Annotated in this window: 23 protein-coding genes, 1 pseudogene and 1 riboswitch; of the genes and pseudogenes, 19 read left to right on the top strand and 5 right to left on the bottom strand. The window is 56.5% G+C overall.

Annotation, left to right across the window (positions count from 1 at the left end):
• The first annotated feature begins 1 nt into the window (after nt 1).
• Nucleotides 2–51, top strand: a riboswitch (SAM-SAH riboswitch).
• 4 nt (nt 52–55) lie between these two features.
• From metK to CLV88_RS10985, 7 genes are all read left to right on the top strand, one after another.
• Nucleotides 56–1,237 (top strand): methionine adenosyltransferase, encoded by a 1,182-nt coding sequence (metK, locus tag CLV88_RS11015; protein ID WP_106608439.1) that lies wholly within the window; start codon nt 56–58, stop codon nt 1,235–1,237.
• Nucleotides 1,238–1,355: 118 nt separating this feature from the next.
• A complete protein-coding gene (gene trmB, locus CLV88_RS11010; RefSeq protein ID WP_106608438.1) occupies nt 1,356–2,069 on the top strand; it encodes a tRNA (guanosine(46)-N7)-methyltransferase TrmB in 714 nt (237 codons plus the stop codon).
• 90 nt (nt 2,070–2,159) lie between these two features.
• A complete protein-coding gene (gene aroA / locus CLV88_RS11005) occupies nt 2,160–3,512 on the top strand; it encodes a 3-phosphoshikimate 1-carboxyvinyltransferase (RefSeq protein WP_106608437.1) in 1,353 nt (450 codons plus the stop codon).
• A 148-nt stretch (nt 3,513–3,660) separates the two neighbouring features.
• A complete protein-coding gene (locus CLV88_RS11000) occupies nt 3,661–4,167 on the top strand; it encodes a hypothetical protein (RefSeq protein WP_106608436.1) in 507 nt (168 codons plus the stop codon).
• 59 nt (nt 4,168–4,226) lie between these two features.
• A complete protein-coding gene (locus tag CLV88_RS10995) occupies nt 4,227–4,841 on the top strand; it encodes a (d)CMP kinase (RefSeq protein ID WP_106608435.1) in 615 nt (204 codons plus the stop codon).
• Between the two features lie 3 nt (nt 4,842–4,844).
• The gene (locus CLV88_RS10990; RefSeq protein WP_106608434.1) at nt 4,845–5,843 is read left to right on the top strand and encodes an aldo/keto reductase; all 999 of its coding nucleotides are present in this window, start codon (nt 4,845–4,847) and stop codon (nt 5,841–5,843) included.
• 153 nt (nt 5,844–5,996) lie between these two features.
• Nucleotides 5,997–7,391, top strand: a complete 1,395-nt coding sequence (locus tag CLV88_RS10985; RefSeq protein ID WP_106608433.1) for a KAP family P-loop NTPase fold protein — start codon at nt 5,997–5,999, stop codon at nt 7,389–7,391.
• Between the two features lie 62 nt (nt 7,392–7,453).
• On the opposite strand, the gene CLV88_RS10980 is transcribed toward CLV88_RS10985, so the two are convergent.
• Nucleotides 7,454–9,007: an AMP-binding protein gene (locus CLV88_RS10980; RefSeq protein WP_106608432.1), complete on the bottom strand. Its 1,554-nt coding sequence runs from the start codon at nt 9,005–9,007 to the stop codon at nt 7,454–7,456.
• A 151-nt stretch (nt 9,008–9,158) separates the two neighbouring features.
• Between CLV88_RS10980 and CLV88_RS10975 the strand changes: the two genes are divergently transcribed.
• Together CLV88_RS10975 and CLV88_RS10970 are read left to right on the top strand one after the other, a co-directional pair.
• The gene (locus CLV88_RS10975) at nt 9,159–9,722 is read left to right on the top strand and encodes a hypothetical protein (protein ID WP_106608431.1); all 564 of its coding nucleotides are present in this window, start codon (nt 9,159–9,161) and stop codon (nt 9,720–9,722) included.
• Between the two features lie 117 nt (nt 9,723–9,839).
• A pseudogene (locus CLV88_RS10970) lies at nt 9,840–10,109 on the top strand (integrase core domain-containing protein); the annotation flags it as partial.
• A gap of 240 nt (nt 10,110–10,349) precedes the next feature.
• Here the strand turns inward: CLV88_RS10970 and CLV88_RS10965 are convergent.
• Nucleotides 10,350–11,018, bottom strand: coding sequence for a methyltransferase (locus tag CLV88_RS10965; RefSeq protein WP_165798865.1), 669 nt, complete (start codon nt 11,016–11,018; stop codon nt 10,350–10,352).
• Between the two features lie 426 nt (nt 11,019–11,444).
• Between CLV88_RS10965 and rpsA the strand changes: the two genes are divergently transcribed.
• Both rpsA and CLV88_RS10955 read left to right on the top strand, forming a co-directional pair.
• Nucleotides 11,445–13,124, top strand: coding sequence for a 30S ribosomal protein S1 (rpsA, locus tag CLV88_RS10960; protein WP_106608429.1), 1,680 nt, complete (start codon nt 11,445–11,447; stop codon nt 13,122–13,124).
• A gap of 196 nt (nt 13,125–13,320) precedes the next feature.
• Nucleotides 13,321–13,992: a type VI secretion system-associated protein TagO gene (locus tag CLV88_RS10955; RefSeq protein ID WP_133169945.1), complete on the top strand. Its 672-nt coding sequence runs from the start codon at nt 13,321–13,323 to the stop codon at nt 13,990–13,992.
• A 13-nt stretch (nt 13,993–14,005) separates the two neighbouring features.
• Here the strand turns inward: CLV88_RS10955 and CLV88_RS10950 are convergent, their stop codons facing one another.
• On the bottom strand, nt 14,006–15,121 hold the full coding sequence (locus CLV88_RS10950; protein ID WP_243403635.1) for a glutathione S-transferase C-terminal domain-containing protein: 1,116 nt from the start codon (nt 15,119–15,121) through the stop codon (nt 14,006–14,008).
• A gap of 279 nt (nt 15,122–15,400) precedes the next feature.
• Here CLV88_RS10950 and ihfB point away from each other — a divergent pair, with 279 nt between their 5' ends.
• Genes ihfB through CLV88_RS10935 form a run of 3 tightly spaced genes read left to right on the top strand, consistent with a single transcriptional unit; the run spans nt 15,401 to nt 16,740 of the window.
• Nucleotides 15,401–15,682, top strand: a complete 282-nt coding sequence (ihfB, locus tag CLV88_RS10945; protein ID WP_106608427.1) for an integration host factor subunit beta — start codon at nt 15,401–15,403, stop codon at nt 15,680–15,682.
• 3 nt (nt 15,683–15,685) lie between these two features.
• Complete coding sequence (locus CLV88_RS10940; RefSeq protein ID WP_106608426.1) at nt 15,686–16,036, top strand: lipopolysaccharide assembly protein LapA domain-containing protein; 351 nt, start codon at nt 15,686–15,688, stop codon at nt 16,034–16,036.
• Between the two features lie 38 nt (nt 16,037–16,074).
• A complete protein-coding gene (locus CLV88_RS10935) occupies nt 16,075–16,740 on the top strand; it encodes a phosphoribosylanthranilate isomerase (protein ID WP_106608425.1) in 666 nt (221 codons plus the stop codon).
• 16 nt (nt 16,741–16,756) lie between these two features.
• Here the strand turns inward: CLV88_RS10935 and CLV88_RS10930 are convergent, their stop codons facing one another.
• Both CLV88_RS10930 and CLV88_RS10925 read right to left on the bottom strand, forming a co-directional pair.
• The gene (locus tag CLV88_RS10930) at nt 16,757–18,571 is read right to left on the bottom strand and encodes a beta-N-acetylhexosaminidase (protein WP_243403634.1); all 1,815 of its coding nucleotides are present in this window, start codon (nt 18,569–18,571) and stop codon (nt 16,757–16,759) included.
• On the bottom strand, nt 18,540–19,295 hold the full coding sequence (locus CLV88_RS10925) for a GntR family transcriptional regulator (protein WP_106608423.1): 756 nt from the start codon (nt 19,293–19,295) through the stop codon (nt 18,540–18,542). The genes CLV88_RS10930 and CLV88_RS10925 overlap by 32 nt, the downstream gene beginning before the upstream one ends.
• Before the next feature lie 203 nt (nt 19,296–19,498).
• Between CLV88_RS10925 and CLV88_RS10920 the strand changes: the two genes are divergently transcribed.
• The 5 genes from CLV88_RS10920 to CLV88_RS10900 all read left to right on the top strand — a co-directional run bounded on the left by CLV88_RS10920 (nt 19,499) and on the right by CLV88_RS10900 (nt 24,825).
• On the top strand, nt 19,499–20,437 hold the full coding sequence (locus CLV88_RS10920) for a carbohydrate ABC transporter permease (RefSeq protein WP_106608422.1): 939 nt from the start codon (nt 19,499–19,501) through the stop codon (nt 20,435–20,437).
• Complete coding sequence (locus CLV88_RS10915; RefSeq protein ID WP_106608421.1) at nt 20,434–21,276, top strand: carbohydrate ABC transporter permease; 843 nt, start codon at nt 20,434–20,436, stop codon at nt 21,274–21,276. The genes CLV88_RS10920 and CLV88_RS10915 overlap by 4 nt, the downstream gene beginning before the upstream one ends.
• 29 nt (nt 21,277–21,305) lie before the next feature.
• A complete protein-coding gene (locus CLV88_RS10910; protein WP_106608420.1) occupies nt 21,306–22,514 on the top strand; it encodes an ABC transporter substrate-binding protein in 1,209 nt (402 codons plus the stop codon).
• Between the two features lie 77 nt (nt 22,515–22,591).
• Nucleotides 22,592–23,689 (top strand): ABC transporter ATP-binding protein, encoded by a 1,098-nt coding sequence (locus CLV88_RS10905; protein ID WP_106608419.1) that lies wholly within the window; start codon nt 22,592–22,594, stop codon nt 23,687–23,689.
• Nucleotides 23,689–24,825, top strand: coding sequence for a Gfo/Idh/MocA family protein (locus tag CLV88_RS10900; protein WP_106608418.1), 1,137 nt, complete (start codon nt 23,689–23,691; stop codon nt 24,823–24,825). Before CLV88_RS10905 ends, CLV88_RS10900 begins: the two co-directional genes overlap by 1 nt.
• The last annotated feature ends 5 nt before the right edge of the window (nt 24,826–24,830 follow it).

Genomic DNA, 24,830 nt, shown 5'->3' with positions numbered 1-24,830 from the left:
TTCACCGTCACAACGGCTTCCTGGCGTGACGCGTTCAGAAACAATGGAGCACTTCATGAGCAGACAGAACTACACTTTCACTTCCGAAAGCGTTTCGGAAGGGCATCCCGATAAGGTATGCGACCGCATTTCCGATGCGGTATTGGACGCATTTTTGGCCGAGGAACCCGAAGCACGGGTTGCTGCAGAAACGTTTGCGACCACAAACCGGGTTGTGATCGGGGGCGAAGTTGGCCTGTCTGATCAGGCCAAGCTGACCGAGTATATGGGGCGCATCGACGATATTGCGCGTGCCTGTATCAAAGACATCGGATACGAGCAGGACAAGTTTCACCACGAAACCGTCGAGATCACCAACCTGTTGCACGAGCAATCCGCGCATATTGCCCAAGGCGTAGACGCGGCAGCCAACAAGGACGAGGGCGCTGGCGATCAAGGGATTATGTTTGGCTATGCCACACGTGAAACCGAAGCGCTAATGCCAGCCCCGATCCAGTATTCTCATGCCATTCTGCGCCGTTTGGCCGAAGTGCGTAAATCTGGTCAGGAACCGACGCTGGGGCCTGACGCGAAATCCCAGCTTTCGGTGATTTACGAAAATGGTGTTCCAGTTGGCGTCAGCTCAATTGTATTGTCAACCCAGCACATGGACGAAAACATGACCTCGGACGATGTGCGCGCGGTGGTCGAGCCATACATCCGTGAAGTTCTACCCGAAGGCTGGGTCAGTGGCGACACAGTCTGGCACGTGAACCCCACAGGCAAGTTTGTCATTGGCGGACCTGATGGCGACGCTGGACTAACCGGCCGCAAAATCATCGTTGATACTTATGGCGGTGCAGCCCCACACGGGGGGGGAGCGTTTTCTGGTAAAGACCCGACCAAAGTAGACCGTTCTGCCGCCTATGCAGCGCGCTATCTGGCCAAGAACGTTGTCGCGGCGGGCATGGCCGAGCGCTGCACGATCCAGCTCAGCTATGCGATTGGCGTTAGCCAACCTCTGTCGATCTATGCCGAAACACATGGCAGCGGTCAGGTCGCGCCAGTAGACATTGAAAAGGCAATTGGGCAGGTTATGGACCTGAGCCCGCGTGGCATTCGCGAACATCTGAGCCTGAACAAGCCGATCTATCAGCGCACAGCGGCTTATGGACACTTTGGCCGCCAGCCGGACGCCGATGGCGGTTTCAGTTGGGAAAAAACTGATCTGGTCGAGGTCCTTAAGAAAGCTGTTTGACGCTATTCAGCGATCTGACAAAAAGGCCAAAGCCTAAAACACGGGGCTTTGGCCTTTTTTTGTGCCAGAGATGTGCCAGTGATTGGACAATTCCCGCTCAAAACACTATGCCCGCGGCATGACAGATTCCAAACATCCATCAGGCGCTCCATGGCGCAATTTTTATGGTCGTTTCAAAGGTAAAGGCCTGCGCAAGAGCCAGGAAGCCTATCTCGATCAGGACCTGGCTGCGCTGTCCCCCGGAGCTGTGGATTGGGATGTGAACCCAGAACGCACACCGCTTGATCTGGCTAGCATTTTTGGCGACCGAGACGTCTGGCTGGAAATCGGGTTTGGGGGTGGTGAACATATGGTGCATCAGGCCGTGCAAAACCCAAATGTCGGGATCATTGGATGTGAACCCTATATCAACGGCGTCGCCATGTTGCTGGGCAAAATCCGCAAAGCCGGGGCAGCCAATGTGCGTGTACATCCCGGCGATGCGCGAGACATGTTCGATGTATTGCCCGAAGCAAGCATTTCACGCGCCTTTCTGCTTTATCCTGATCCTTGGCCGAAAAAGCGCCATCACCGCCGGCGGTTTGTAACGCCAGAGCACCTCGCACCGTTAGCAAAGGTTTTGAAACCGGGTGCGATTTTCCGTGTGGCAACAGATATCCCGGACTATGTACGCCAAACGTTGGAACAGGTGCCGCAGTTCGGTTTTGAGTGGTTGGCGGAACGCCCGGATGACTGGCGTGCACCCTGGGATGACTGGATCTCCACCCGCTATGAACAAAAAGCCTTTCGTGAGGGGCGTAGTCCGCACTACCTGACGTTCCGGCGAACCTGATTTCTGATCAGTAGTGCGTCACACGGCATGGACGACACCGGGGTGTTGCGCTAACAGAAAGACAACGATCTATAGAGGAAGCGCGCGCTCATGTCCGGACACGGCACCATCATTCCAATGACGTCTAATCCCTGTGGCCCGCTAACAGGCGAGGCGCATGTTCCCGGCGACAAATCCATTTCCCATCGCTCGCTTATTTTGGGTGCGATGGCCGTGGGGGAGACCAATATTTCCGGTTTGCTTGAAGGCGAAGACGTACTGGACACAGCCAAGGCCATGCGTGCCTTTGGGGCTGATGTAATTGAGCATGGAAATGGTGAATGGACTGTGCACGGTGTCGGTGTCGGCGGTTTTGCAGAACCGGACAACGTGATCGATTGCGGAAACTCCGGCACCGGTGTCCGCCTGATCATGGGAGCGATGGCAACCTCTGGAGTTACGGCCACTTTTACTGGCGACGCTAGTCTGAATAAACGCCCAATGGCGCGGGTGACTGATCCAATCGCGCTGTTTGGGGCGACATCTGTTGGTCGCTCGGGCGGGCGTTTGCCGATGACCATTGTTGGGGCGTCCGCACCCGTATCTGTAAACTATGAAGTGCCCATGCCCTCGGCACAGGTGAAATCAGCTGTTTTGCTCGCAGGGCTGAACGCACCGGGCCAAACTGTGGTGATCGAAAAAGAAGCCACGCGAGATCATACCGAACGCATGCTGAAGGGCTTTGGCGCTGAGATTTCCGTTGAAGAAACGAATCAAGGACGGGTCATCACTCTGAATGGACAGCCAGAGCTAAAGCCCCAGACGATTGTTGTGCCGCGCGACCCAAGCTCTGCAGCATTTCCGGTTTGCGCTGCGATTATCACGCCAGGTTCGGATGTGCTGGTGCCAAATATCGGGCTGAATCCAACACGCGCTGGATTGTTTACCACGCTACGTGAAATGGGTGCTGATCTGACTTATGAAAATGAACGCGAGGAAGGTGGCGAACCCGTTGCTGATCTTCGCGCCAAGTTTTCGCCTGATCTCAAGGGGATTGACGTAGATCCTGCGCGCGCGGCATCGATGATTGACGAATACCCGGTTCTGTCCGTGGTCGCGGCATTTGCGTCTGGCAACACAGTGATGAAGGGCGTCAAAGAGTTGCGCGTCAAGGAGTCCGATCGGATCGACGCTATGGCAACTGGCCTGCGTTTGAATGGTGTCAAAGTGGACGAGGGTGACGATTGGTGGGTCGTGCATGGGCTTGGCCACGGCAATATACCGGGCGGCGCCACATGTGAAAGCCATCTTGATCACCGCATCGCCATGAGTTTCATGGTGCTGGGCATGGCCGCCAACAATCCGGTTAGCGTTGACAACGGGAACCCGATTGCCACGTCGTTCCCGATTTTCGAACCGCTGATGAGCGCGCTCGGGGCAAACGTGGTCCGAACAGACACGTAAAATCGCAATTGGAGAATGCGCGCGCGTCAATTCTTCAAAGGCGGTTTTTGTTGCTTTTGCCAGTTTCGGCGTCATGATCGGCGGGATGTGAATGTGGGCAACCGATGTCGCCGTTTGGTCGGCTAGGATGTCCCAATCTGGGGTGTGAATGCAGCGAGCCTTTTGGATCAGTTTCGTAGTGGCAAGCGCAGCCTATTTGGCGATTGTGCTATGGGCATTGCCCTTTGTGTCGCAAGAAGCAGGCGGGCAAGTGCCGTTCGACCTGCGTCCTACGGGCTATTCAATGGAAGACGCTCAGGCATTTCTCAGCGCTCTCAGTGCGCCGGGGCGGGACTTCTACCTTGGTGTCCAGCATAAGCTGGATATCTTTTTTCCAGCAGTTTTGGCACTAACTTTCATCCTAGGCTTTCAGATGTTGTTTTCACGTTGGTGGGCCACATTCTTTGGCTTTGTCGCATTGTTGGGGGCCGCTTCTGATTATCTGGAGAATTATCTGGTGTCTGTCATGCTCACAATGCCGGTCGAGACGATTGAAGGTTCGCTGGTGAGCTTGTCCAGTTTTTGGACAATTAGCAAATCTATCTCCTCAACCCTTTGTTTTGCCGCCCTTTTGTTTGGCGCAGCCCGTGTATCTTTGCGGCGATGGGTGCTCTAAGGCTTGCTCGTGAGGCTAAAGCTTGAGATAGAGAGACGGCATAACATCAGCGAGGTTTCATGAGCTATACCATTGCAATTGACGGTCCGGCGGCGGCTGGGAAAGGGACCATTTCCAAGGCTGTTGCAGCGCATTTTGGCTTTGCACATCTCGATACGGGACTGCTATATCGAGCCGTTGGCGCGTGTGTTTTGCTCGGCGCGGACCCCGTCGAAGCCGCCAAGTCTCTGACATCTGAAGATTTGCAGGGCGACAATTTGCGTACCCCAGAGGTTGCGCAGTCAGCTAGCAAAGTAGCCGTCATTGGCGAAGTTCGCGCGGCGTTGATCGAGTTTCAGCGGGCATTTGCGCGACGTGCAGGCGGGGCGGTTTTGGATGGGCGCGACATTGGAACTGTGATTTGCCCGGAGGCGGAGGCGAAACTTTTTGTGACCGCCAGTGCCGAGGTGCGGGCGGACAGGAGGTTTGCGGAACTGGTGCAGAACGGAATGGATGTGAGCCGTGATACTGTGCTGGCAGATGTCGTTGAGCGCGACCGGCGGGATCGTGAGAGGGCTGAGGCACCGCTGGTGGCGGCGCAGGATGCGGTCGAAATAGATACGTCGAACCTGAGCATTGAAGAGGCGGTTTCTCGCGCAATTCAAGTCGTGGAAGGTCGCAAGAACGGTATTTAAATCATGAAGTTACGCAAGTTTTCAAACGGTCCGGATGTATCAGCAGTTGGCGTTGGCGCGATGTCTTTTTCAGACTTCTATGGACCGACGGATGAGGCGCGGAGCCACGCGATTTTGGATGCGGCAATGGATGTGGGGGTGACCCATTTGGACACTGCCAATGTCTATGGGATGGGCACGTCTGAGCAGCGGATTGGGACGTATCTGGCTGCGCGAGGCAAGGGCGCGCGGGACAGGTTTTTTATTGCAAGCAAGGCGGCGATCACTAAAGATGACGCCGGAAAACGATGTATTCGCAATGACTTGGCACACCTTGAGGCGGAGCTTGACCAGAGCTTGGTGCGGATGGGCATAGATTGTGTTGATCTGTTTTACGTGCACCGTCGTGACCCCGAAATGCCCATTGAAGACGTGGCGGGCGCTTTGGGTGAATTGGTGCGTCGGGGCAAGACAAAACACATTGGATTCAGTGAGATAGCACCCAGTTCTTTACGTAGAGCGCATGGAGAATTTCCTGTGTCCGCGGTGCAGTCTGAATATTCGCTGTCAGTGCGCGCGCCGGAATTGGGGTTGGTGCAAACCTGTGCAGAGTTGAATGTGGCGCTGGTGGCGTTTTCTCCGGTGGGTCGTTCCTTGCTTACGGACAACCCGCTTTCGTATGAACGCATTCTGGAAATCCCGTTCATGCGAAACAATCCACGGTTCATGGGGTCAAATTTTGACTTTAATATCAAAGAGTCAGACAAGTTCCGCGCCTTGGCCGCAGACATGGGTTTACCCGCCGCCGCGCTGGCGATTGCATGGGTTCTCGCTCAAGGCGAGCACGTTTTTGCCATCCCCGGCACACGCTCTGTCACCCACTTCAATGAGCTGGTGAGAGGGGCGGAAATCACGCTGAGCGACAGCGATTTGGCCACGATCGAGGCGGTGTTGCCGGTCGGCTGGGCACATGGAGATCGCTATGACGTGGTACAGTGGGTTGGCCCTGAGAGGTTCAGTTAGGGGTGAAATTCAACGTCGGTATTACGTCGGTATTCCGTCAGTATCGCGTCGGTGCGATTTTGCGGACTTCTCCGGATTGAAAGTGAGCTTTAGGATCGTGGATTAGCGCGCTGATATTATTGTGTTTTTTTTGGTTTGTGTAGGGTCTTGTTCATGAGTGACGAAAAATCGGTGGATCCATGGGTTAAAGATCGGTTGGACTATAGCGCGGTCGGGGAGAGCTTTGGTAATCTGATCCGGTCGGTTGACGATGCCAAGGTCATCTCGATTGAAGCCGGTTTTGGGCGAGGCAAAACGTTTTTTCGAAAAGCCTGGGCCAAGCAGCTTTGCATTGAAGGCGAAGTGGTTGTCGAGATCGATGCACAGCTTTCGGATCATTCCGGTGACCCGGTGGTGACGTTTATCGGCGCGTTGATCGACGCTTTGCCGAAAGAAGACAAAAGCGGGCGGCAAAAAGCATTTGAAAAGGGGAAACGCGTCGCGGGTTTGGCGGGGCGTATGACCGCGGGTGCTGTGCTGAGAGCAGGCACCGGGATGGCGCTTGATACAGCCGGAGACTACATTGCGTCGCAAGCGAGTGAGGTTCAATCGCTCGAAACGGCGGTGAATGCGGTTGAACAGGATTTGTCCAAGCAGGCGGGCAAGCTGATCGGGGCGCAGTTGGCCGCTGAGAAAGTGCGCCAAGAGGAGCTGCCGGAGCAGTTAACCGCATTGCGGGAGGCGTTGACAAAAAAGGGCAAGACGGATCGCGTTGTGATCCTGATTGACGAGTTGGACCGATGCCACCCGGATTATGCGATTGCGTTATTGGAGGCGATGAAGCTGGTCTTTGACCATCCGGGGTTTGTGTTCTGTTTGATGGTGAACGCCGCGTATTTGGAAAGTCTGGCGGCGCATCGGTTTGGAGAGATGAAGAGCGGGGAAAAGTACCTCGACAAATTTGTCGATATTCGTCTGAAACTGCCGGACACGGTTGAGGTGCGCGCGGCGGCGACAAAGGAGTTGTTCGGGACGTTGCCGTTAGAAGTGCCCTATGGAGATGCGCCCGAGTTTTCGGTGAAGGCGGCGGCGGAATTGGCGGAGCAAATTGTCTTGGCCTCAGTTTTGTCGATTCGACAGATCAAGCGGGCCTTGTTGAAGGTGGAATTGGCGATGCGGTGCTATCGCGATCAGCCGATAGATGGGCCGTTGTTGGTGTTTTTGGAGTTTCGGTCAAGGTTGTCTGCGGGTGAGGCTGAGACTATCTCAGATTTTCTGAAGCGTTCGAATTTGGTGCCTGAGTTGGCGCAAGTAGCGTGGACCGAGGGCAAATTCGGGGATCAGAAATTTTACAGAGGCAGATTACAGAAACTTCCTAACGAAAACCAATGTCGCTTGTTACTGACCATTCCACGAGATCGCTTTCTGCCTCCTGACGATAAACGCTACTATGATGAGTACAAGATCTGCGAGTTGTTATCGCAGCACTACGTCCCCAGTCATCAAGCCATGCTTGATGTGGTTGCGCGTTTCGATGCTGTGCCTGAGGCGAGTGCTCAGGAGATTTAAAATCGTGTGTGTTTCCCGGCATCACCCGACCCGCCGCTATGGGCGGGCCGTGTCGCCGAATATCAAACGCCCATTTCATCCCGAAGTAGGCGGCGCAGGATTTTGCCGGAGGGGGATTGGGGCACAGAGTCGACCAGTTTGAGGTGGCGGATCTGTTTGTAATGGGCGAGGCGGCCATCGAGATGGGCCTGGACGCTCTCTAGGGTTGCTTTTTCCTCGGTTGGGCAGACGACAAAGGCCATGGGCACCTCGCCGGCGTCATCATCGGCAATGCCGATCACGGCGGCGTCTGAGATCAGGGGATGGGTGAGCAGGGCGGCTTCGAGTTCGGCGGGGGCGACTTGAAAGCCTTTGTACTTGATCAGCTCTTTGACGCGGTCGGTGAGGGTGAGATAGCCATCATCGTCAAAGCAGCCGACATCGCCGGTATGCAACCAACCCTCTGCGTCGATGGTTTCGGCGGTGGCGCTGGGGTTGTTGAGATACCCTTTCATCACCTGGGGGCCGCGCACGAGGAGCTGGCCGGTTTCAGTGGGGGGCAGATCAGCGCCGGTTTCGGTGTCGATGATCTTGGCCTCGGTGTTTGAGATGGCGACACCGGAGGAGCCTGCACGCCCGCGCCCCTGCGGCGAGACATGGCTGACCGGGCTGAGCTCGGTCATGCCGTAGCCTTGGGCGACATGGGTGTTGAGCCGGGCGGCCAGTGCCTCGGCCACGTCTGCGCCAAGGGGGGCGGCAGCCGAAAAGATCTCGGTTATGAAAGACAGGTCGTATTTGTCGACGATCGGGTGTTTGGCGAGCGCGAGGGCGACGGGGGGCACGACCCAGAGGCGCCGGGTTTTGTGCTTCGCGACAAGATCGAGATACATTTCGAGGTCAAAGCGCGGGATGGTGATCAGCCCACATCCTGCGCTAATATACATGTTCATGAGAACCTGAAGCCCGTAGATGTGAAAAAAGGGCAAGAAGGCGAGGGTGGTTTCGCCGGGGTCAAAATCCATGGTGGCCATGGTTTGGTCGATATTCACGACAAGGTTCTGGTGGGTGAGCATGACCCCTTTTGGCAGGCCGGTTGTGCCCGAAGAATAGGGCAGGGCGACGACGTGGTTGGCGACATCGACGGGGGCCTGTTCGGTCTGAGGTGTGCCCATGAGGTCGGACAGGGGAACGGTGCCGTCGGGCGCGTCGCCAATGAAGGCGATGGTGTCTACGTTGGTGCCGGTGATCGCGTCTTTGGCGGTGTCGGCAAAGGGCGCGATGGTGATCAGCAGGTCGGCGTTGGCATCGGTGAGCTGATAGGTCACCTCGGGTGCGGTGTAGGTGGGGTTAATTGTTGTTGCTGTTCCACCGGCCCATGCAATGGCGTGGAACACGACGCAGTATTCGGGAATATTTGGGGCCATGATGGCGACGGTTTTGCCGGGGCCAAACCCGCGCGCGGTGAGGCCACCGGCGAGAGATTTCACGGCCGACATGAAGTCTGCCCCAGTGAGCGTGCGCCCGGATGGGCCATCGGTGAGGATGATCGCGGCGGGGTCGATCCCGTCGAACACGCGTTGGGTGACGGTTTTTTGTGAAAGTGCGACGTCTGGAAAAGTGCTTTTGACAATGGACATAAAAATTCCTCCCTCGGGTGACTTTAGAGGGATTGCCGGGATTTCCAAAGCGTCTTGGTTCCGGTCGGCTCGCGGGGGTCTCACCAAGCTGTGTATCGTCACTGGGCGTTTGGCGGCGTAGCGTTGAAGGAACAGAGCGCAGGAGGTCCGTATGTGGAGAGTTTTGTTGAGCATTATCCTGAGCGCGGGGATGGCGGTTGCGCAAAGCGACGAGCCGGAAGTCGCGCCTGAGTGGGTGCCCGAGGTCGAAGCTGAGTACGAACCGCCGATGACCTATGAGCGGTTGGGGCGGATTGTGTTTGCGTTGGACCCTGAGGCGGTGCCGCAGGGAGCGGGATTTCAGTTGGTGGTGGATGATGTGCCGGTTCTGATCATCACGGACCCAAACGCCGATCGGATGCGGGCATTGGTGCCGATCCGATCGGCGCAAGACCTGTCCAACGCGGATTTGATGCGGATGATGCAGGCCAATTTCGACAGCGCGCTAGATGCGCGATATGCGGTCGCGAACGGGACACTTTGGGCGACCTTTATTCATCCGCTGTCGCCGCTGAAAAAGAACCAGCTGATTTCGGGTTTGGCGCAGACCGTGAATGTGGCCAAAACCTATGGCTCGCTTTATTCGGGCGGTGCGCTGCAATTTGGCGGCGGGGACAGCAACAACCTGCAACGCCAGTTGATTGACGAATTGCTGAAGAAGGGCGAGGAGATTTAGGTGACTTGCGCCTTTCCGTTTCGTGATGTAATAATATAACGAAATTGAAAACTGATTTAGGCTGGCGAATTGATGGGCATGTTGCTGTTTGGTTGGGGCGACTTGTTCCCATTGTACGCTGTTGGTGCCAAGACCGCTTACATCGAGCCAGGAGCCCCTTGGGAGAATGGGTATTGCGAAAGCTTAAATGCACGCTTCCGAGACGAGCTGCTGAACGGGGAGGTCTTCTACAGCTTGCGAGAAGCGCAAATCCTGATTGAACAATGGAACCTCTCAGCGAATGCGTGCATTCGCCTGTCGGTCAGCGGGAAACACTACAACACCAAACGACCACATAGTGCCTTGGGCTACCGCCCACCGGCCTCGGAAACCATCGTCCCGATGTAACCCAGGCCAATCATGCACTAACATTCAAACTGGACCATTTAGGTGGGGCCGATCAACGCGACCTCTTTGATGCCAAACCTCTGACCTGCCACCTTAAATCAGATGCGCTGAGGTTTCATTTTGACGAAAGCGGACATTTGTTATTGGCGCAGCACCAAGCACTTTGGCATCGATGCTGCCATTTTTTATTGAGTTGACCAATGTTTGCCATGGCTCTGCGGCGAGTGCAGTTTTCGGGGCTCAGATGTTTGGGGGGGCATAGAGATATTCCATGTCTGGTTTCTCCGTGGCATAAAAATGCACCCATATGTAGGCATGGCTAAAGGCTGCGACGAGGAGAGCCGCAGAAGAATTGAAACCAATCGCAATGGCCCAGAACAACAGGAATGCATATAGGTACATCCCATTTTCAGTAAAACGGAAAATGCCGTCTTTGACCAATGGTGCGTTGCGATAACGCGTGTCGAAATGATCTCCACCCGCAGCACGTGCCATGCCGAAATACCGTTGCACGCTGTACATTGCGTAAAGGCCGGGTAGGAGTAGGCATAGGGTGAGTAGAGCGATGGCAGAATTGTTCAATCCCAAACTTCCGAGGTCTTGAAATGCCAACCACGCGAGTGACAGAAAGCGGCCTGAAAACAAAACAAAAAATGTGATCAGATACCCCTTAAAGCCAATCGTGTTACTGATCGCTGAGTTCTTGAGCTCGATACGCCATGCCAGCCAGACCCAAACCTGGTGCAAAATCGGAAAGGCGACTGCGGTCCAGAATGCTATGCAACTTGGTTTGCCGAGCAGGCCCCAGACAAATGTGACGACCACCAGCAGGGCAAAAAGGCTGCCGAAGTGCAGCATTTGCCCGGTACGCAATTCCGGTGCTGGTGAGGGTCGGGAGGGTTCTTTCAAATTGCTATCCGGCACGTTGCCCTACTTCCCTTTTGGTCTGCGTGTTCCGTCAAATGCCTTCGCTACACCAAAATAGCATAATTGAGACCTGGTTTCCGAAACTTTCTGCACGGCCGCCGGCACATCTTCTGCCGAGGGTTTAGTCAACGTCGGAATTGTTTCAGAGCTTGCTGAGGTTTCCGGATGTCCGATATCTCCGCCTCTTGCACAGCCCCGTTTTATCCTCTATACGCGCGAGCGTCGACAAGGCGATTGACGCCCAATAATCAAAGAGACGAGCAGGGTCGGTATGCCGACCCTCTTTGTTTTGGGCCCAAGACACAATCGTCTGACCAATCAGTTTCGCCACAAGGCGGGGCGCTCACTAAGACCGGCGGAGACAACCGCTCGGCCAGATAAAACGATTATAAAGGAATGAAACGCCACATGGCTAACGCAACTATGGAGGAATTCGAAGCCCTCCTGCAAGAAAGCTTCGAAATGGACACACCGGACGAGGGTTCGGTTGTCAAAGGCAAAGTCATCGCAGTTGAAGCGGGACAAGCCATCATCGACGTCGGCTACAAGATGGAAGGCCGCGTTGATCTGAAAGAATTCGCAAACCCTGGTGAAGCTCCTGAAATCGCTGTTGGCGACGAAGTGGAAGTGTACCTGCGCTCGGCTGAAAATGCCCGCGGCGAAGCGGTTATCTCGCGCGAGATGGCACGCCGTGAAGAAGCATGGGATCGCCTTGAGAAAGCATATGCCGACGACGCTCGTGTCGAAGGCGCGATCTTTGGCCGTGTCAAAGGTGGCTTTACGGTTGACCTCGGCGGCGCCGTGGCCTTCCTGCCCGGTTCGCAAGTTGACGTGCGCCCCGTGCGCGACGCTGGCCCTCTGATGGGTCTCAAGCAGCCATTCCAGATCCTGAAAATGGACCGTCGTCGTGGCAACATCGTGGTTTCGCGTCGTGCGATCCTCGAAGAGTCCCGCGCCGAGCAGCGCGCCGAAGTTATCGGCAACCTGTCCGAAGGTCAGGCCGTGGATGGTGTGGTCAAGAACATCACCGAATACGGTGCGTTTGTTGATCTGGGCGGTGTTGACGGCCTGTTGCACGTCACCGACATGGCGTGGCGCCGTGTGAACCACCCAAGCGAGATCCTGACGATCGGTGAAACCGTTAAGGTTCAGGTCATCAAGATCAACAAAGAGACGCACCGCATCTCCTTGGGCATGAAGCAGCTGCAGGAAGATCCATGGGATCTGGTTGCCGCCAAATACCCACTGTCGTCGGTCCACAAAGGCCGCGTCACCAACATCACCGATTACGGTGCATTTGTTGAGCTGGAGCCGGGTGTTGAAGGCCTGGTTCACGTCAGCGAAATGTCCTGGACCAAGAAAAACGTACATCCCGGCAAGATCGTTTCGACGAGCCAGGAAGTGGACGTTATGGTTCTGGAAATCGATGGCGCCAAGCGTCGCGTTTCCCTTGGTCTTAAGCAGACCATGCGCAACCCATGGGAAGTGTTCGCAGAAACCCATCCCGAAGGCGCAGCCGTGGAAGGCGAAGTCAAGAACATCACCGAATTCGGTCTGTTCATTGGCCTGCCCGGCGAGATCGACGGCATGGTTCACCTTTCGGACCTCAGCTGGGACGAGCGTGGCGAAGAAGCGATCCAGAACTACCGCAAGGGCGACATCGTTCAGGCCGTGGTTTCCGAAGTCGACATCGACAAAGAGCGCATCTCGCTGTCGATCAAGGCTCTGGGTGGCGACAAGTTCGCAGAAGCGGTTGGCGGCGTGAAGCGCGGCTCGATCGTGACCGTGAACGTGACCGCAATCGAAGACGGTGGCATCGAAGTGGAATACGAAGGCATGAAATCCTTCATCCGCCGCTCCGACCTGTCGCGTGACCGTGCAGAGCAACGCCCAGAGCGTTTCAATGTGGGTGACAAGGTTGATGTGCGCGTGACCAACGTTGACAGCAAGACACGTCGTCTGGGTCTGTCGATCAAGGCACGTGAGATCGCCGAAGAGAAAGAAGCCGTGGAACAGTATGGTTCGTCGGACTCGGGTGCATCGCTGGGCGATATCCTGGGTGCCGCGCTCAAGACGGGCGACGAATAAGCCGGTTCTGGTTATTCCTGAAAATAGAGAGGCCCCGTCGTATGACGGGGCCTTTTTTGGTTCGCAGCCTGGTGACCGTTTTGCGCGATCATATACCAGGTAAGATCACGGCTCTGGTTTACGGTGTGTTAACTTAATTGCCTTAAAAATCAGGGTTCCATGCCGGGTTTTCTGCGCTTGGTTGGGAGTGAACTTAGTGCCGTTTGGCGACGGCCGGCTGAAGATAGGCTGTTTGATGAAACTGGCTGTGATTTGGGCATTGAATGCCTTGGCAATGTTTCTTTCTGCCTCGTGTGTTTGGGCGGAGCAATCGCAACATACGTGTCATTCGATTGGAAACGATACCAAGCGATTGAGCTGCTACGACAGCGAGACAAAATTCAAGCCTAACAAGCCGGAAGCGACTCCAGCCAAACCTGTGGGCGTGGGAAAGCAGTGGCGGTTATCGCAGGAAGACAGTCTTTTGGACGGACGTACGGATGTCTGGCTAAGTGTCACCAGTGAAAACAGTCAACCCAATCAGATTGGTCGCGCAGAGGAGGCGCGGCTGTGGGTCCGGTGCATGAACAACAGCACCAACGTCTTTGTAACGTTCAATGACTATACCCCTGATAATCAGAACGTGCAGTACAAGTTGGATGATAGCGCCGTTGCAAAGAAATGGATGATCCATATGCAAGGTGGAGAAGGCATTGGGTTGTGGAACGGTAAGAGCGCAATTCCGTATGTAAGGACCTTTTTTGGTAAGGAAACGCTGGTGATCGCGTACAAGTCTTACAACAATATTAACCTTGAGTTCGAGTTCGATATTTCAGGCTTGCGCGATCGGATTGATCCTCTGGCGGAGAGCTGTAACTGGAGCCCATGAGAACGGTGGGGGTTTAGCCCTCGGACGGGAGGGGAACGGTGCGCGATGCCAGATCTGGGTGTTGATAAGCCTCGGGGTAAGGCATTGGAAATGTTGGCCCCAAGGGGATTGTGCCGTTCCATGATCGACCAAAATAGCCCTGTCGACAATGGATCAGGGATCCGCTGTTGCGCGCGCCGGGTAGGGCGTATGTCCGGCAGAGCCAGCGCCAGAGGTGCGGAAAATCGAGGATGCGGGCGCCGTTGAGTTTCATGCGAAGGTAATAGACGGGGTCGTGACGGTAAAGCGTCGGGAAAAGGCGCAGGTCGGCTTCGGCGAACGTGTCACCCGTAAGGAAGGGACGACCATCTGAGAGCAGGGTTTCTAAATGGGCGAGCGTTTCAAAATAGGCCTTAAAGGCGGCGGCGTAGATCTCTTGGTCAGACGAAAAGCCAGCCTTGTAAGCGCCGTTGTTGATGGTTGTATATATAAGGTCGTTTAAGGCGTCGATTTCGACGCGTAGCGGTTCGGGATAAAGATCGGGACGGTCTGGAATGGTGCTGCCAAGGGCACCTGCATTGGTGTTGAGCATCCGAATGATCTCGGCGCTTTCATTCGTGACAATGCGACAGGACTGTTTGTCATAAAGGATGGGGACTGAGGCTTCGGCGCTGTTTTCGAGCGCATAGATTTCCGTGGCGAGGCGCAGCGATTGGCCGGTGCCAGTTTCGCCTGTGCATTCTGGCAGGCGCGCGCCAGTCAGCGTTGCGATGCGATGCGGTGCAAATTCCCAGCGATTGGGCGAGACTGGGTCATCCTCGTTCGTGCGGTTAGGAAAAGCGACGTCCATTGTGATTGCATCACGCAGCCCCAACACCTCGCGGGCAAGTGTGACGCGGTGGCACCACGGGCAGTTGAGGGCGACATAGAGATGGTAGCGGTTTGGTTCGGGCGGAAAATCTGGACTTTCGCCAATAACGTGACGAAAGCCGCTGACGCCGCGGACAAATTCACCTGAGGCGCGGCGGGCAGCAGCATTGTGTTGGGATTCTTCCGTTGCTGTCTTTCGGTTGTCGGTCTTGGGTGGGCGAGAGGACATTGGCAGCTCGGGGTTGATTGAAAGGTTTGCACAGGATGACGCAAGTTGCATGGAGATACCATCTTCGCGTTTGTCCGTTGTTGTTGAAAGGTATGTGTTGCTGGCTTTGTCTTTGCGAATCAAAGGTTTCTCTGCGCTGCGGCGCGATTGTCGCGCGTGAAATTGTGGCGCTGGCGAGCGTCGGATTCGCGGGTTTTTGCCTAAAATCCGCGAAATTTTCGATAAACTTCAGGTCACTGCCGGGATTCCGTTTCCGTTTGTGTACATTCTTCCTATAGTCGAGGCCGATGCTCGCGAAGAAGACTTGCACGCCCAGGGAGATGTGAACCGATGATCCGTTCGGAACTGATACAAAAGATTGCCGATGAAAACCCCCACTTGTTCCAGCGCGACGTTGAGCGCATTGTGAACACCATTTTTGAAGAGATCACCGATGCAATGTCGCGTGGGGATCGGGTGGAGCTGCGGGGCTTTGGCGCGTTTTCGGTGAAGAAACGGGACGCCCGGACAGGGCGCAACCCACGCACGGGCGATTCGGTTGAAGTGGAAGAAAAACACGTGCCTTTCTTTAAGACGGGCAAGTTGCTCAGAGACCGACTGAACGGAAAATAAACGATGCGCTACATTCGCTATGCTTTTCTCGGCACCTTGGGGGTCGTGCTGATCTCTGTTGCCTTGGCCAACCGGGACATGGTGACGTTGACCCTTTTGCCTGAGGCATTGGGCAATTTGATCGGCTTTAACTTTTCGGTGGCGATGCCGCTGTTTTTTGTCCTGCTCGGTGCGGTGGCGCTGGGGGTTGCGATCGGTTTTGCATGGGAGTGGATGCGGGAGCACAAGCATCGCTCGGGCAAGAGCCGGGCAGAGAAGGAATTGCACCAGACCAAGCGCGAAGTGCGTCGGTTGAAGGGCAAACAGGCAGAAGGCAAGGACGAGGTTCTGGCCATTCTGGACGAGGCGAGCTGAGGCTTTGCAACCCTGACCGGGTTTGATAGGGCAGGGTTATGGATATTCGGGTCAAAATTTGCGGGTTGAGCGAGCCTGAACATGTGGTTGCTGCGGCGGAGGCTGGGGCGGCCTATGTGGGGTTTGTGTTCTTTCCAAAATCACCGCGCAATGTTGAGATTGACGCCGCACGCGCGCTGGCGCTTGAGGTGCCGGTGGGGGTGGCCAAAGTGGCGTTGACGGTGAATGCGGATGACGCGTTTCTGGACGAGCTGACCCGAAAAGTGCCGCTCGACATGATGCAGTTACACGGTGGCGAGAGCCCGGAGCGCGTAGCAGCAGTGCGCGCGCGATATGGCTTGCCGGTGATGAAGGCGGTGGGGATCGCGGATGAGAGTGATTTGCCGGCGATTGACGCCTATGGGGCGGTGGCGGATCAATTGCTGATAGATGCCAAGCCGCCCAGGGGCGCGGACCTGCCGGGCGGGAATGGGTTGGCGTTTGACTGGCGTTTGGTGAAGCGGAAATACTGGCCTTGTCCGTGGATGTTGGCGGGTGGATTGACGCCCGAGAATGTGGCACAGGCAGTACAAATGACAGGGGCGCGGCAGGTTGATGTGAGCTCTGGCGTGGAAAATGCGCCGGGGGCGAAGAGTGCCGAGCTGATCCGTGCGTTTGTGCAGGCGGCACAGGGTGATACCGCGCCGGTGCCGGTGCTGAAATAATTGTAATTGCAGCGAGTTAACGCAGTTTCAGCCCTGACGTTGGGTCATAGGAAAAGTGCGTGGCGAGATCTGTCAACTCGGCCGGGGTTGGCGGTATTGATTGCCATGCCATGCTGGCAACGCCCAACATACGCGGCATGAGCATGGGCCAGATCTGATCGTCCTGCGTGGTGAATTCAGACCAGAACGTGCCCTGCACGCCGATGATGCGATTGGCGAGGGCGGGGTCTGGAACCGGGTCCCATGAAACGGTGTCTTCCAGCGAGACAAAGGCGGCCCAGCCTGCGCCCCAATCGTCGGGGTCGCTGGTGTGGGCCATGTCGAGATAGACGTTTTGGGCCGGGCACATGACGACATCATAACCTGCGCGCGCGGCGTCCAGTCCGGGGCCTTGACCGGTCCAGCTGAAAAGGATGGCGTTGTTGCCGATGCCGCCATTGTTGCCCTTTTGGGCCTCTTCCCATGCGGCGGGGCGAAGTCCGGCGTTGGCGACGGTGCGGGCGAGTTTTGCGATCGTCCACCCGAGAAGGTCGTCGGTGGTTTCAAGCCCATGTTCCGCCATCAGCGCGCGGGCACGGGGGCTGCCCATCCAAGTGTCTTCGGGCAGCTCATCGCAGCCAAGATGCAAGTGGCCGAATGGGAACAGGCTACCGATTTCGAGCGCGAGCTTTTCGAGGATTTCCCATGTTTTGGGCATGGCCGGGTTGAGAACGTTGCGGGCGTATCCCTGAACCGAGCGTTCTTGCCCGGTGTCGTCGGGATCGCGGGTGTCGGGGAAGATTTTGGCGATGGCGAGGGCGTGCGCTGGGGCCTCGATCTCTGGCAGGACCTCGATATTGAGGTGTTTGGCGTGGGCGATAATGCGCTGAACATCGGATTTTGAGTAGGTGCCGCCCGCCTCGGCCATGTCGCTGAAGATGCCGGGCAGGAGATGGCCATCGCCGCGCAAGGCGGTTTGTTGCCAGAGTTCGGGTATGCTGTCGATCTCGATGCGGAACGCCTCGTCATCGGCGAAGTGCCAATGGAACCGGTTGAGTTTCAGGAGCGCCATCAGGTCGAGCAGGCGTAAGATTGTGGCGGGTTCGTAGAAATGGCGAGCGGTGTCGAGCTGTTGGCCGCGCCAGTCAAAACGGGGCGTGTCGGTGATACGACCGCAAGGGAGCGGGCCGTGTTGCAAGAGCAAGAGGAGTGTGACGCCCGCGTAGAACCGGCCGCCATAAGACGCGGAGGTGATGGTGATTGCGGTTTGGGTGACGTCGATTTCATAGGCGTCATTGGGCAAATCGCCCGCGATCAGGTTTATGGGATGGGTGCCGCGAAACGTCATACCCTGACGTGTGGCAAGGTCGGCCACGGCGGTAAGCGCCGCATCGTCAAAGGACAGGCCGTCAATGGAGAGGTGGCCGTTGGCTGGGGTCCAGCCGCAGGGCTGGGGCAGGATTGGCAAACCATTAACCGGGCGCGGGTCGGGTTGCGGCGGCGCACTGCGCCCGACGGGCGTGGCGGGCAGAAACAGGGTTTCTCCGTCGGTTTTGAGCCGGGGGCCAAGCGGCATCCACGCGCGGTTGGCGGGCGTGAATCCGCCCTCAAAGCAGAGGGTCACGGTGTGCGGTGTGTCTGGGTGCAGATCAGGCAGAGCGATTTCGGTATAGCCACCAACGCTTGTCAAAAGGGTGCCGCCAGAGATGACATCGTAAGGCGCGATACCGGAAAAACAAAAGACAGGCGCGGACAGGGCGCGGCGAGTCTGGATGAGGCAGACCAAGGTGTCGCCCGAGATGTGGCAGCTGTATTGCATATCAATCGAGCCCAATTTCGGAAACAAAATCATATACATCCGGGCGATAATACCCGTTGGTATATTCGATGGGGCGGCCCGACGGCAAATAGGCGGTACGCTTGATCTGGAGCAGGGCGGTGCCGGTTTCGACCTCTAACAGATCGGCCACCGAACTGGTGGCATTTGTGGCGGTCACACGTTGCAGTGCGCGGGTGGGCGCGGTGCCGTTCTGACGCAGGATTTCATAGATCGAAGTGCCGACCTTGTCCGGGTGGGGCAGGATATCGCCGGGCAGCGCGGAGTATTCCAGCGCCATGGGCGTGCCATCACCGCTACGCAAGCGATTAACGCGTGCAATCTGTTGATTAGGGCCAACGCCAAGCGCGGTGGATTCCTGTGTCGTGGGCTGGAACAATCCGGCCAGTAACACTTTGCTGGAAGACGTGATGCCGCGCATTTCGAGGTTTTCGGTAAACGAGATCAGCGTTGAGAGCGATTGTTCGTGCCGGTCCGGTTGGCTGCGCACAAAGGAACCAGCACCACGGCGCTGTTCGATCAGGCCCGCGTTGGCCAGCTCGCCAATGGCCTTGCGCACGGTGACACGGCTGATGCCAGCGATCTCGGCAATCTCGCGTTCTGAAGGCAGCTGTTCGTCCGGACGTAGGTCGCCGGATCCGATCAGATCGGATAGATGGCGAAAGAGTTGACGATAGCGGGATCCGCGCCCGCCAGCGTACCAGTTTTGCGGCTCAAGCTCGGCTATGAGATCCACCATACGCTGTCTCCTGTGGTCCAAAAAAACAATACCAAAGCGGCAACTTGGCTGCATTCCCAGATAGGCTTGGAATATTTTATAAGGAAAATCAAGGGGAAATGCGATTTGGCTTATTTTGGTATTAAACTGGTAGTAAAAATTTCGAAACGCGTTATCGTAAGGGGGTATCGGGCGATTCGTCGCACCGTTTCAGGGGGGAATTTATGACCGAAACCGTTGGTAACGCACTGGTTCAGGAGCGGCGCGCAAAAGGGAGTGCTATTCCAGAGTCGCTGTTTGGCTGGTTGCTGATCGCACCTGCGATGTTGTTCATCATGGTGATCGTTGCGTGGCCTCTGGCCGAGACGATCCGGTTGTCGTTTATGGAAGCAGGTCTGGGCGGTGAAGAATACGTTGGTCTTGAGAACTACCAGGACCTCGCCAGCAGCCGCCGGTTTCACCAGACGGTCGTGCGCACGTTTTACTGGATGTTCCTGTCGGTTGGTCTGAAGCTTGTGCTGGGATTGATCGGAGCGACGCTGTTGAATGCAGCGGTGCCGGGGAGGTCGTTGTTCCGGGTGCTGGTTATGCCGCCCTGGGTCATTCCAATGGCGATTGGCTGTATCGGTTGGCTGTGGCTGTATAACGGGTATTTTGGTGTGCTGTCGGGTACGATGCAGTGGATTGGCCTGACCGATGGTCCGTTTGAGTTCCTCGCGCATAAGCGGTCAGCGTTTTATTCGGCGGTGGTGACCGATGTCTGGGTTGGCACGCCGATGGTGACGTTGTTCTTCCTTGCGGCGATGCAGGGCGTGCCCAAAGACCTTTATGAAGCGGCCTATGTGGACGGGGCGGGCCGGTGGTATCGTTTCCGCCGGATCACGATCCCGCAGATCATGCCGGTGATTGTGTCGATGGCGCTGTTGTCCGCGATCTTCACGTTCAATTCGTTTGAGATCATCTGGATCCTGACCGAAGGCGGGCCGCGTGGAGCGACCACAACCCTGATCATCGACACATATAAGAAGGCGATCAGCAACTACAAATTTGGGGAAGGTGCGGCCCGTGCGGTGATCATCGTGGTTCTGCTGGGTGTGTTCAGCCTGATCTATCTGTTCTTCCTGAACAAAGTGAACCGTCATTACGGGAGCGGCAAGAAATGATGGACCGGTATACAAAACTCCAGATGGTGGGGATCTATGTCGCGGTTGCGATCTTCCTGACCTTCATGCTGTTGCCGTTTTTCGAAATGTTTATGGCGTCGTTGCGTCCCTTGGAGCATCTGTTTCGCTCGCCTTATCAATTCTGGTCTGACGATTTCAGCTTTCAGGCGTATCGGGACATGTGGGTGACGGTGCCATTGTTGGGGCGCTATATCCTGAACTCGATCTTTATTTCGCTGTCGGTGACGGCGATGACGATGGTGTTTGTAGTGCCTGCGGCCTATGCCTATGCGCGGCTGGAATTCCCGTTCAAGAACATTACGCTGGGTATTTTTCTGGGCGTGAACATGTTCACCGGCGCGGTTTTGTTGATCCCGCTTTACCGGGTGCTGCGCAGTCTGGGGCTGTTGAACACTTACTGGGCGATGATCGTGCCGGGGGTGGCGTTTTTGATCCCGACGGGCATCTGGCTGTTGCGGTCGTATCTGGCCAAGATCCCGCGCGAGCTGGAAGAGGCGGCGTTCGTGGATGGGGCCTCGCGGCTATATACGCTGCGCCGGGTGGTGCTGCCGCTGGCGGTTCCGGGGCTGATCGTGGTCAGTGTGGCGGTGTTTATCGGTGCCTATGCCCAGCAATTCCTTTTCGCAATCACGTTTAACCAGAAGCGTGAGTTGCAACCCCTGCCAGCCGGTTTGTTTGAGTTCATCGGCTATCAGGATGTGACCTGGAACCAGATGATGGCAGCTGCCCTTGTGGGTGTGCTGCCGGTCATGCTGATCTTTTTGTTCCTGCAAAAATATCTCGTCGCCGGACTGACAGCTGGCGCCGTGAAAGAATGACATCAAAAAATCTTCAAGGGAGAGAGAACATGAAAAAAACAAGACTGACACTTGCAGCAGCGTTGCTGACATCGACGGCGGGTGGTGCGTTTGCGGCGGATGGGGCCGAGTTGCATTTCATCATGTGCGGCGGCGAAGTCCGCGCCGCCGATCAGGCGGTCGTGGACCAGTTTCAGGCTGATTACGAAGGCGTTTCGGTAAACCTTGAGGCGGTGCCATGGGGCACTTGTCAGGACAAATCGCTGACGCTGGCCGCGGCCGGTGATCCGCCCTCGATCGCATATATGGGGTCGCGTACGTTACGCCAGCTGGCCAATAACGATCTGATCGTGCCGTCCGAGCTGTCAGAAGAACAGGTGTATCAGCCCGGTGTTCTGAACACGGTGACGATTGAAGGCACCACGTGGGGCTATCCACACGCGTTTTCGACAAAGGCGCTGTATATCAACTGTGGTATCGTCGAAGCGTCAGGTCAGGAATGTGCAGCGCCCAAGACGTGGGATGACATGTATGCCATGGCCAAGGGTGTGGTTGACAACACCGATGCGGCGGGCGTTGGGCTTGCGGGCAAAGATTTCGACAACACGATGCACCAGTTCCTGAACTATCTCTATTCCAACGGTGGCGTGGTGATTGATTCAGCGACCGGCGAGAACAAGCTGGACAGCAAGGAAACCCGCGAGACGCTGGAATTCTATGGCAAGCTGGCCGAGGTGGCGCAGGAAGGTCCAACCGCGTGGGAGCGCGATGGTCTGAAAGATCTGTTCAACGACGGCAAGATCGCGATGTATGTTCAGGGCCCATGGGGTGATGGACAGCACAACGACGATATCAATCAGCTGGTCGCACCCGTGCCTGCGGGCCCATCGGGAGAGTCTGGTACCATCCTGATCACGGACAGCATTGTTGTATTCAAAGGCTCTGGCCACGAAGACCTTGCCCAAGAGCTGGCGCGCCGGATCACATCTGGTGACAGCCAGTATGATCTGGACAGCAGCTGGGGTCTGACACCGATCCTGGATTATGAGGCCATGGGCCGCACGGATGTTTATTATAACGAGGGCATCTGGCCGACCTTCACCGCGCCGATTTCCACAGGTGGCCCAGAGCCGCTGGTTGAGGATTTCAAATCGTTGCAGTCGGTTTTCACCAACATGGTGCAGGGCATCATCCTAAAGGATGACAGCGTTGAAAACCTGGTGACGATTGCTGGCGAAGAGCTGGACGACGCGCTGTAAGCGTTTCGACTTGATCCGGGCGGGTCGGTTGGACGCCGCCCGGATTTTCGATTTCCTTTGAAAAGACAGAGACCATCATGGCAACGCTTGATCTTCTTTCCATAAGCAAATCCTTTGGCGCGGCCAAAGTGCTGCACGATATCAGTCTGGCAATCGAGGACCGCGAGTTTGTGGTGTTTGTCGGGCCATCCGGTTGTGGCAAATCCACGTTGTTGCGCATCATAGCCGGGTTGGAGGAAGCGACATCGGGTCAGATCATGATCGGCGGCGAGGACGTGAGCGCGGCCCCACCAGTGGAGCGCGGCATCTCGATGGTGTTTCAGTCTTATGCGCTTTATCCGCACCTGTCGGTCTATGAAAACATCGCCTTTCCGCTGAGAGTGCAGAAACTGCCGCAGGTCGAGATGGACGAACGCGTTCAACGGGCGGCGGGGATTTTGCAGCTGACCGACAAGCTGGACCTGAAACCGGGGCAGTTGTCAGGTGGTCAGCGTCAGCGAGTTGCTATTGGGCGGTCGATTGTGCGCAATCCCAAGGTGTTCCTGTTTGACGAACCGCTGTCCAATCTGGACGCGGCGTTGCGGGGTGACATGCGGGTTGAGCTGAGCCAATTGCACCGCCAGTTGGATGCGACCATGGTTTATGTGACCCACGATCAGGTCGAGGCGATGACAATGGCCGACCGTATTGTTGTGCTGAATGGCGGGCGGGTTGAGCAGTTTGGCACGCCGATGGAGTTGTATCATCATCCGCGCACCAAATTCGTGGCGTCCTTTATCGGGCAGCCCAATATGAACCTTGTGCCTGCAACCGTCGTGGCCGCCGATGCAAGTGGTGCGAAGGTGGCGCTGGAAGGTGGGCACGAGATGGTGCTGCCGGTTGCCGCGGGAACGCTGAGTTCGGGAGACAAGGTCGAGGTTGGTATTCGCCCTGAACACGTGGAACAGGATCGCCCCGGATTGGATGTGGCCGTGAACGTTCTGGAACGTCTGGGCGGGACGTCCATTGTGTATGGCAGTTTGCAGGATGGCGCACGGTTCTGCGCATCGTTGCCGGGGGATGCGGTGATCGCAGAGGGCGGATCGGTGCATCTGGGCGTGGCCCCGGAGGCCTGCCATCTGTTTGACGCAAGCGGGGACGTGTTGCGCCGGACCTCGGCGCCGGAGATCCAGTGATGCGCGTTGTCACGGCGGGCATCGGCCTGCGCGCAGGTCATGTTTTGTCGATCCTGAAAGAGACGCTGCCAGAGGTGGAATTTGTCGGATTCTATGATCCGCAACCAACCTTTCTGGAGAAGATCGGGGACGAGACGCCAAGGTATGACGATGTGGCCACAATGCTGGCCGAGGCTAAGCCCGATCTGTTTTTTGTCGGCTCGCCCAATGCGTTTCATCTGGAACATATCACGCTTGGCCTTGAGGCTGGTGTGCGGATGCTCACGGAAAAGCCGGTTGTCACCACGCGTGACGAGACAATGCAACTGGCGAAACTCCTGTCGGATCATGGGACCGATCAGGTGATGGTCGGCCTTGTGCTGCGTTATGCGCAACACATGGTCGACCTGCGCGCGGTGCTGGACCAGTTGGGACCGATCGTGTCGATGGAGGCCAACGAGCATATCGCGCCGTATCATGGGGCGTTTTTCATGCGCGACTGGCGGCGGATGGTGCGTTGGTCGGGTGGATTCATGTTGGAGAAATGCTGTCACGATCTGGATATCTATAACATGGTCACGGGGTCGCGACCGGTGCGGGTGGCGAGTTTTGGAGGGCGCAAATCCTTTGTGCCGGAACTTGCGCCCACGTCGAACACGGAAAACGAGATCATGCATCGCAAAGCCAGCGTGTGGGAGAGTGTTGACGATCCGTTTCAGTCGGATGGTGACATAATCGACCACCAGACCGCGTTGTTGCAGTTCGAAGACGGGGCGAGCATGACGTTTCACACCAGCCTGAACACGCCGGATGAACATCGCCGGTTCTGTGTCATGGGGGCGCTGGGCATGGCCGAGGGTGATTTCGTGCGCGGCTATCTGAAGGCGACGGCGCGGGATGGATCTGTGATTGCGGATCATGATTATACGAAGATGGATCAGAAACATGCCTCGGCCCATTACGGGGCGGACCATTTGATGGTGCGCGACATTGTGGCGTTCCTGAAAGGCGAGACTGAGGCGTTGCCAGTGGGCGTGGTCGACGCGTTGCAAGCCGGGTTGGTGGCGATGGCGCTGGATGAGGCGCGGGTGTCGGGTGGTGTTGTTGATATGAGCGAGACATGGGCCGAGTTCGACCGTTTTGGCCTTACGGGCTGAGCGCT

This window comes from Shimia abyssi, assembly GCF_003014475.1.
Taxonomy (GTDB): domain Bacteria; phylum Pseudomonadota; class Alphaproteobacteria; order Rhodobacterales; family Rhodobacteraceae; genus Shimia; species Shimia abyssi.
This window is presented reverse-complemented; position numbering and strand designations above follow the sequence as displayed.

Bases quoted from the DNA above. Each gene is read 5' to 3' on its own strand.
- metK (WP_106608439.1), top strand. From the start codon at position 56: ATGAGCAGACAGAACTACACTTTCACTTCCGAAAGCGTTTCGGAAGGG.
- trmB (WP_106608438.1), top strand. From the start codon at position 1,356: ATGACAGATTCCAAACATCCATCAGGCGCTCCATGGCGCAATTTTTAT.
- aroA (WP_106608437.1), top strand. From the start codon at position 2,160: ATGTCCGGACACGGCACCATCATTCCAATGACGTCTAATCCCTGTGGC.
- CLV88_RS11000 (WP_106608436.1), top strand. From the start codon at position 3,661: ATGCAGCGAGCCTTTTGGATCAGTTTCGTAGTGGCAAGCGCAGCCTAT.
- CLV88_RS10995 (WP_106608435.1), top strand. From the start codon at position 4,227: ATGAGCTATACCATTGCAATTGACGGTCCGGCGGCGGCTGGGAAAGGG.
- CLV88_RS10990 (WP_106608434.1), top strand. From the start codon at position 4,845: ATGAAGTTACGCAAGTTTTCAAACGGTCCGGATGTATCAGCAGTTGGC.
- CLV88_RS10985 (WP_106608433.1), top strand. From the start codon at position 5,997: ATGAGTGACGAAAAATCGGTGGATCCATGGGTTAAAGATCGGTTGGAC.
- CLV88_RS10980 (WP_106608432.1), bottom strand. From the start codon at position 9,007: ATGTCCATTGTCAAAAGCACTTTTCCAGACGTCGCACTTTCACAAAAA.
- CLV88_RS10975 (WP_106608431.1), top strand. From the start codon at position 9,159: ATGTGGAGAGTTTTGTTGAGCATTATCCTGAGCGCGGGGATGGCGGTT.
- rpsA (WP_106608429.1), top strand. From the start codon at position 11,445: ATGGCTAACGCAACTATGGAGGAATTCGAAGCCCTCCTGCAAGAAAGC.
- CLV88_RS10950 (WP_243403635.1), bottom strand. From the start codon at position 15,121: ATGCAACTTGCGTCATCCTGTGCAAACCTTTCAATCAACCCCGAGCTG.
- ihfB (WP_106608427.1), top strand. From the start codon at position 15,401: ATGATCCGTTCGGAACTGATACAAAAGATTGCCGATGAAAACCCCCAC.
- CLV88_RS10940 (WP_106608426.1), top strand. From the start codon at position 15,686: ATGCGCTACATTCGCTATGCTTTTCTCGGCACCTTGGGGGTCGTGCTG.
- CLV88_RS10935 (WP_106608425.1), top strand. From the start codon at position 16,075: ATGGATATTCGGGTCAAAATTTGCGGGTTGAGCGAGCCTGAACATGTG.
- CLV88_RS10930 (WP_243403634.1), bottom strand. From the start codon at position 18,571: ATGATTTTGTTTCCGAAATTGGGCTCGATTGATATGCAATACAGCTGC.
- CLV88_RS10925 (WP_106608423.1), bottom strand. From the start codon at position 19,295: ATGGTGGATCTCATAGCCGAGCTTGAGCCGCAAAACTGGTACGCTGGC.
- CLV88_RS10920 (WP_106608422.1), top strand. From the start codon at position 19,499: ATGACCGAAACCGTTGGTAACGCACTGGTTCAGGAGCGGCGCGCAAAA.
- CLV88_RS10915 (WP_106608421.1), top strand. From the start codon at position 20,434: ATGATGGACCGGTATACAAAACTCCAGATGGTGGGGATCTATGTCGCG.
- CLV88_RS10910 (WP_106608420.1), top strand. From the start codon at position 21,306: ATGAAAAAAACAAGACTGACACTTGCAGCAGCGTTGCTGACATCGACG.
- CLV88_RS10905 (WP_106608419.1), top strand. From the start codon at position 22,592: ATGGCAACGCTTGATCTTCTTTCCATAAGCAAATCCTTTGGCGCGGCC.
- CLV88_RS10900 (WP_106608418.1), top strand. From the start codon at position 23,689: ATGCGCGTTGTCACGGCGGGCATCGGCCTGCGCGCAGGTCATGTTTTG.